At 25.5% G+C, this 5,456-nt stretch carries 7 protein-coding genes; 3 read left to right on the top strand and 4 right to left on the bottom strand.

What is annotated here, in order from left to right:
• Positions 1 to 259 precede the first annotated feature (259 nt).
• The 3 genes from ACR0QS_RS10550 to ACR0QS_RS10540 form a co-directional block, all read right to left on the bottom strand.
• Complete coding sequence (locus ACR0QS_RS10550; RefSeq protein ID WP_432633407.1) at positions 260 to 874, bottom strand: hypothetical protein; 615 nt, start codon at positions 872 to 874, stop codon at positions 260 to 262.
• Between the two features lie 149 nt (positions 875 to 1,023).
• Positions 1,024 to 1,737: an AAA family ATPase gene (locus ACR0QS_RS10545; RefSeq protein WP_432633406.1), complete on the bottom strand. Its 714-nt coding sequence runs from the start codon at positions 1,735 to 1,737 to the stop codon at positions 1,024 to 1,026.
• 53 nt (positions 1,738 to 1,790) lie between these two features.
• A complete protein-coding gene (locus ACR0QS_RS10540; protein ID WP_432633405.1) occupies positions 1,791 to 2,156 on the bottom strand; it encodes an AAA family ATPase in 366 nt (121 codons plus the stop codon).
• Here ACR0QS_RS10540 and ACR0QS_RS10535 point away from each other — a divergent pair, their 5' ends adjacent.
• Positions 2,157 to 3,137, top strand: coding sequence for a polysaccharide pyruvyl transferase family protein (locus tag ACR0QS_RS10535; protein WP_432633408.1), 981 nt, complete (start codon positions 2,157 to 2,159; stop codon positions 3,135 to 3,137).
• A 20-nt stretch (positions 3,138 to 3,157) separates the two neighbouring features.
• On the opposite strand, the gene ACR0QS_RS10530 is transcribed toward ACR0QS_RS10535, so the two are convergent.
• Positions 3,158 to 4,027, bottom strand: a complete 870-nt coding sequence (locus ACR0QS_RS10530) for an Rpn family recombination-promoting nuclease/putative transposase (protein WP_432633404.1) — start codon at positions 4,025 to 4,027, stop codon at positions 3,158 to 3,160.
• Positions 4,028 to 4,143: 116 nt separating this feature from the next.
• Between ACR0QS_RS10530 and ACR0QS_RS10525 the strand changes: the two genes are divergently transcribed.
• Both ACR0QS_RS10525 and ACR0QS_RS10520 read left to right on the top strand, forming a co-directional pair.
• Complete coding sequence (locus ACR0QS_RS10525; protein WP_432633403.1) at positions 4,144 to 4,497, top strand: hypothetical protein; 354 nt, start codon at positions 4,144 to 4,146, stop codon at positions 4,495 to 4,497.
• 59 nt (positions 4,498 to 4,556) lie between these two features.
• On the top strand, positions 4,557 to 5,456 hold a 900-nt coding region (locus ACR0QS_RS10520; RefSeq protein ID WP_432633402.1), incomplete at its 3' end, for a tetratricopeptide repeat protein.

Genomic DNA, 5,456 nt, shown 5'->3' with positions numbered 1-5,456 from the left:
TAATAATAATATAATTGAAAAACATACAGATTTTAATAAAAAAATTAAGGATGTGTTTATTGAGGCAATAGGGGGAAAATTATAAATTTTAGGCTACTGACAATATTTGAATTTAGAAAAACCGCCTTTTAATTTTCCCAAACCTATTTTAATTATTAAAGAAGATAATCAAGCCCCAGCGCTAGATAAATACATGGGAATGTGGGAGATTAGCGGGTTGTAAAATAGTTTCAATAAATATGCATCGGAAATATCTTTTTTAATTAAAATAATCGATAGGAAAATATTCATATAAAAATAACGGAAAGCTGTTTAAAATTGATATTTCATTTTTAGAGTAAACATATTTTGATAGCTGATTTTCAAAAATCGCTTGCTGGTTTATAGAGTTTTTTTCAGATGGTAATTCATTTAATCCCGAACAAATATAATTTGCTTTTTTAATATTTAGATTTATTATATGTCTCCAATTTGATTGTTGATTTTCATCTTTGCTTGTGATAAAGTCCAAATTTTTGTAATGCGAAAAATTATTAGTATCTTCTTTAAACTTTCTTCCGACAAATAAATTTGTAGTATAAGTATAGTAATCTTCATCTGGTAATCCTTTTCTAAAATACCTGATTGATTCAACCATAGGGTAATTTATATATAGTTTACCATTTGCTGTTTCATTGTTAAAAAATTCTAACATTTCTTTTATTTTTTCATTTTGAGTTTCTAAATTGTCTTTATTATATTCATCGATTTTTTTTATGTCATAATCAAAGAAGAGATATATCTCAGAAAAATCGTCTGATTTATAGTTTTCCAATTTTTTTTCAAGTTTTGGATGTTTTATTTCATTTTCTTTTAATAATCCTACTAAATCCAAAGCTCTATCTTCATTTAACTAATTAAAAAGTGATTGTATATTGCTACAATACGGGACAAAAACATGTTTATTATTATTTTTAAAATATAGCTCTTTTATTATTTGCATTATATTAGGTTCTCTTTTTTTACCTTCAAAAACAAATAAAATCATAATCCAAATGTTCCCCCACGATATAGCTTTTCAAGATTATGCCCTTGTCTAAGCTCTTTTTCGGTTGCATTGTTTACATTCAAAATTTTTTTCTTAGAACATATGTAATAGCAATCTGGACGCAGAATATCGTTTGTTAGTAGAGCTGTATTATGCGTAGTAAGCAAAACTTGACAATTGCATTTTTTTAGTTTTTCTATAATAAAACGAGAAAGTTCAAAATGATAAAAAGCATCAAATTCGTCAATGCATATAAAAGATGGACTTTTATCATTATTTGAATTATTGAGTAAGTCTTGCAACCAAAAATATACAAGTAGAAGCGAACTCATACCAGATGAACTTACTCTTTCAAATTGTAAACTATTCTTTGCTCCATATTTTACTAAAAGCTGAGGCTCCCCATTAAATACCTGATATTCAAATTCATCCTCTATTCCCGCCTCTTTAAAAAAAGATTTAAAATCCTCAAAATGTCCAAGTTTTATAATCTCTTTAATAAGAGTCTGTCTACCTGCAGCATATCCTACAAAAGACCTATATTCAAGCGACCAAAAAAGTAGCATTCTATCTACAAAATTAATGAATTCTTTAAAAATTTCATTCTCTTTCGTCTCTTCAAGAACGCTATTACTATTAACCCACTTAACCGCTGAAATTTGAAGTTGTTTCAAATCCTTTTGCAAATTTTCTGTTCCTTTTAAAGACACATCAAAACTAGTATCTGATTTTTTTCTATCATAATAAATTACAATATTACTATCTATTGATAATGATTCTGATAAAAATGTCTTGAAATCCGACTTCTCATATATATATATTTGACTTCTTTATCTCTGAACTTAAAATTATATTCAAATGTAACTGGCTTATCAATATTAAATTCATTTTTATAATTTTCATCATGAGATATGCCCATAAATTTATCTGTCAAATTTGAAACTATATCAAATATTGCATATGCAATTGATGACTTACCGCCAGCATTCTTACCATACATTATTGCAGTTTTTACAAGACCATTTTTTATGGCTTCAGGATTAAAATCGTATTTGCCAACTTGTGAAAAATCAAGAGTAACTTTTTCACTAAAAGCCCTAAAATTACCCACCGTAATTGATTTAAACATATTGAAATCTCCAAATTATTAAACTATATTATTATCGGTTATTATGATAAAAAGTCAAGCCTTTCCGTAAAAAAATTACGGCAATATTTAAAAATATATAAAGACGATACTGTTATATTTGGCGGCGGCGGTATGATAGACTGCCAAGATTTATGGAATAATTATATAAATACTATTCTAAATAAATCTAAAAATGTTATCTTTTGGGCTTTAGGACATAACAAACATTATAATCAAAATATTAATATAAAAATAGATTTTGATAAAGTCAATATGCTCTCAATTAGAGATTATAAACATGAAAGCGGTTTTAGACATGTTCCCTGCGCAAGTTGTATGATACCATATTTGAATATGAAAGAATATATAAAAAGAGAAATAGGAATTATTAGCCACAAAGATTATATTATAGAAAATAACGAATACGATATAATAACTAATTCTCAAAATATATACGAAATCATAGATTTTATAAGAACTTCAAAAATTATTATAACAAATTCTTATCATGGAATATATTGGGCTACTTTAATGAAAAGAAAAGTTATAACTATGGTAATATTGTATTCCAATAAATTTAATTATTTTAAATATCTGCCACAAAAATACTCGGGAGATATAATTAACAATATAAATAAATCTAAAATATATGAACATGCATTAGACGAAACTATAGATTTAATGCTTAATTATTTTAATGAAATAAAAAATTATTTGAAAGAAACGCAAAGTAATTTATTTAATATTAACTATGATTGGAATGAAAAATATTATAATGATTTTCAAATTTACGAGTCGTTTAATAATTATATTGGAAATCTGAATATTGATAATAAATTAGAAAATATATATAAAGAATTGAATGATAAATATAATAATTTGGCGTCAGTTTTTAATGAGATTATAAATAGTGTTGCTTGGTGGATACAGATTAGGAAGTGGAGAGATGGTTTTAGGAATAAATTTAGGATAGTTATATGATAAAAATTATAAATTAAATATTAAAGTTTTTTGATTTCGTCAATAGGTAAACCAGTGTTTTCGCTTATGAATTTTATATCCAAACCTGATTTTTTTAGATTTTTGGCTATTGAATATTTTTCATCTCTTATACCTTCAAGTTTTCCTTCTTTTCTTCCCTCTTTTCTACCAATTCGTCTTTCCTCCGCGAGCATTATTTGTTTTCCATATTGATAGATTTCTTTCTTCTCGTATTCAGACATCATTAATTGGCTTCTTATAAAATTATTGTATCTCTTATGTGCTTCTTCCATTATTGGTTTCTCTTTTACTATTTCAGACATATAAGCCTCCATATTTTTTGTAGTGAAAAATCCAAGCCAACAATTTAAATCTTTTGGCAGGTTATTATCTTTAAATTTAAATTTCTTTAATTCTATCATATGTATTTGCAAGTGGTCTGTTAATAATCTTGCATTTTTTGTATCGTAAATCATGTAACAGCTATGCACATTGTTTTCTTTTTTATTCAAATTAAAATTAAGCAAATTAATACTTATAACGGGATTTAATTCCTCATACTGTTCGCCTTTCTTTAAAAGTTTACTATAATTCGTAGCCCAATAATATAATATTCTTTCGGAAAATCTAGAATTACCCGACAACTGAACTTCTATTATAACAACTGTTCCATTTTTTGTAATACATTTTACATCAACTATTGTCTCTTTATCTTTATAATTTCTCTTCAAATTAAACGGGTTCAATATTTCAACGGCTTTAAAAGTTTTCATGTCCGCACTAATCATAACGGCATTGATAAAATCAAGAAGGACTTTTTCACCTCCTTCATCGGTAAAGAAATACCGAACAAAACAATCGTTTAGTGGATTAAAAGGTTTATTCTTCATAATAATATTATAACAGAATAATTTTATTTGTCAAATAATAATTAAATTATTTATACAATAAAGGATTATAACGGGCAGTTTATGGGTTATATTTTGAAGGTTATTAAGGAGTGATTATGTTTTTTAATTCTAAAAAAGTTATCGATAAAATTTATATGGGTTGCGGAGATGATTATAAAGAAGGTTATATAGGTTGCGATATACGAAAGACGAAAACCGCTAAAATTATTTGCAAGGCTTGGGAATTATCAAAATATTGTGAAAATGTCGGCGAAATATATTCAAGGCATATAGTTGAACATTTGACTTACACAGAATTTAATGAAACTCTAAAGTATTGGCATAAAGCATTAAAATCGGGCTATAATAAACTGCTTATGTATTTTTATTTGAATAGGAACGGGTTTTGTGATATAGATATAAATACTGTGGATAAGTGGCATTTAGTGGCTGTAGGCTATAAAATTTGATTTTTTTATAAAAATAACATATAATTTAGGTTATATTAATTTAATTAGGAAAATATTTTATGATAAAAGAAGAATATTTTGATGCTGGATTAAAAGCATATAATAATAAAAATTATAGCAAGGCAATAGATTATTTCAATCAACTTATAGATACATTTTCAAATTCAATCGGTGAAGAAAAATTAAGTGAAACATATTATATGCGTGGAATTTGTTATGCTCAAGAATATTCTATTAACGAGGCTTTGGAAGATTTTAATGAAGCGGAAAAATTAGGATTTGATAAATCTAAAATATATTGTGGTATAGGCATTGCTTATGCTCATTGTGGTAAAAATAAAGTTGCTATAAATTATTTTACTAAAGCTATAGAGTTAAATAAAATATATGACGAGGCATACTATCGTAGGGGGATTTCTTATAATTTTATGTTAGATTTTAACAGTGCAATAATTAATTTTAATAAAGCCATAGAATTGAAAGACGATTATTATAAGTATTATTACTATAGAGGTATTGCATTTAATCATAAAATAAAATACGATAAAGCTCTTAAAGATTTAAATAAAACTATAAGATTAAATGATAAATTTGTTCTTGCTTTTAATTATATAGGTTTAGTATACTATAATATAGAAGATTATGATAAAGCCTTATATAATTTTAATAAAGCTATAGAATTGGATGAAAATTTTAATCCCGCTTATAATAATAGAGGGCTAGTTTATTATAGAATGGGGAAAGAAAAATATGATAAAGCTTTTAATGATTTCGATAAAGCCATAGAATTAAACGATGAATTTTCATTCGCTTATAGTAATAGAGGATTAATATATTACCATAAAGAAGATTATGATAAAGCTTTTAATGATTTTACTGAAGCTATAAAATTAAATGATAAATTGACAGTTGCTTATAATAATAGAGGGTTAATATATTACCATAAAGAAGATTATGAT

The organism is Brachyspira sp., from assembly GCF_050873525.1.
GTDB lineage: Bacteria > Spirochaetota > Brachyspiria > Brachyspirales > Brachyspiraceae > Brachyspira.
The sequence above is the reverse complement of the archived record's forward strand: the minus strand, read 5'-3'. Positions and strand labels throughout refer to the sequence as shown.

What these genes read in the sequence shown, in the direction of transcription:
- ACR0QS_RS10540 (WP_432633405.1), bottom strand. Translation starts at nt 2,156, where the DNA reads ATGTTTAAATCAATTACGGTGGGTAATTTTAGGGCTTTTAGTGAAAAA.
- ACR0QS_RS10530 (WP_432633404.1), bottom strand. Translation starts at nt 4,027, where the DNA reads ATGAAGAATAAACCTTTTAATCCACTAAACGATTGTTTTGTTCGGTAT.
- ACR0QS_RS10525 (WP_432633403.1), top strand. Translation starts at nt 4,144, where the DNA reads ATGTTTTTTAATTCTAAAAAAGTTATCGATAAAATTTATATGGGTTGC.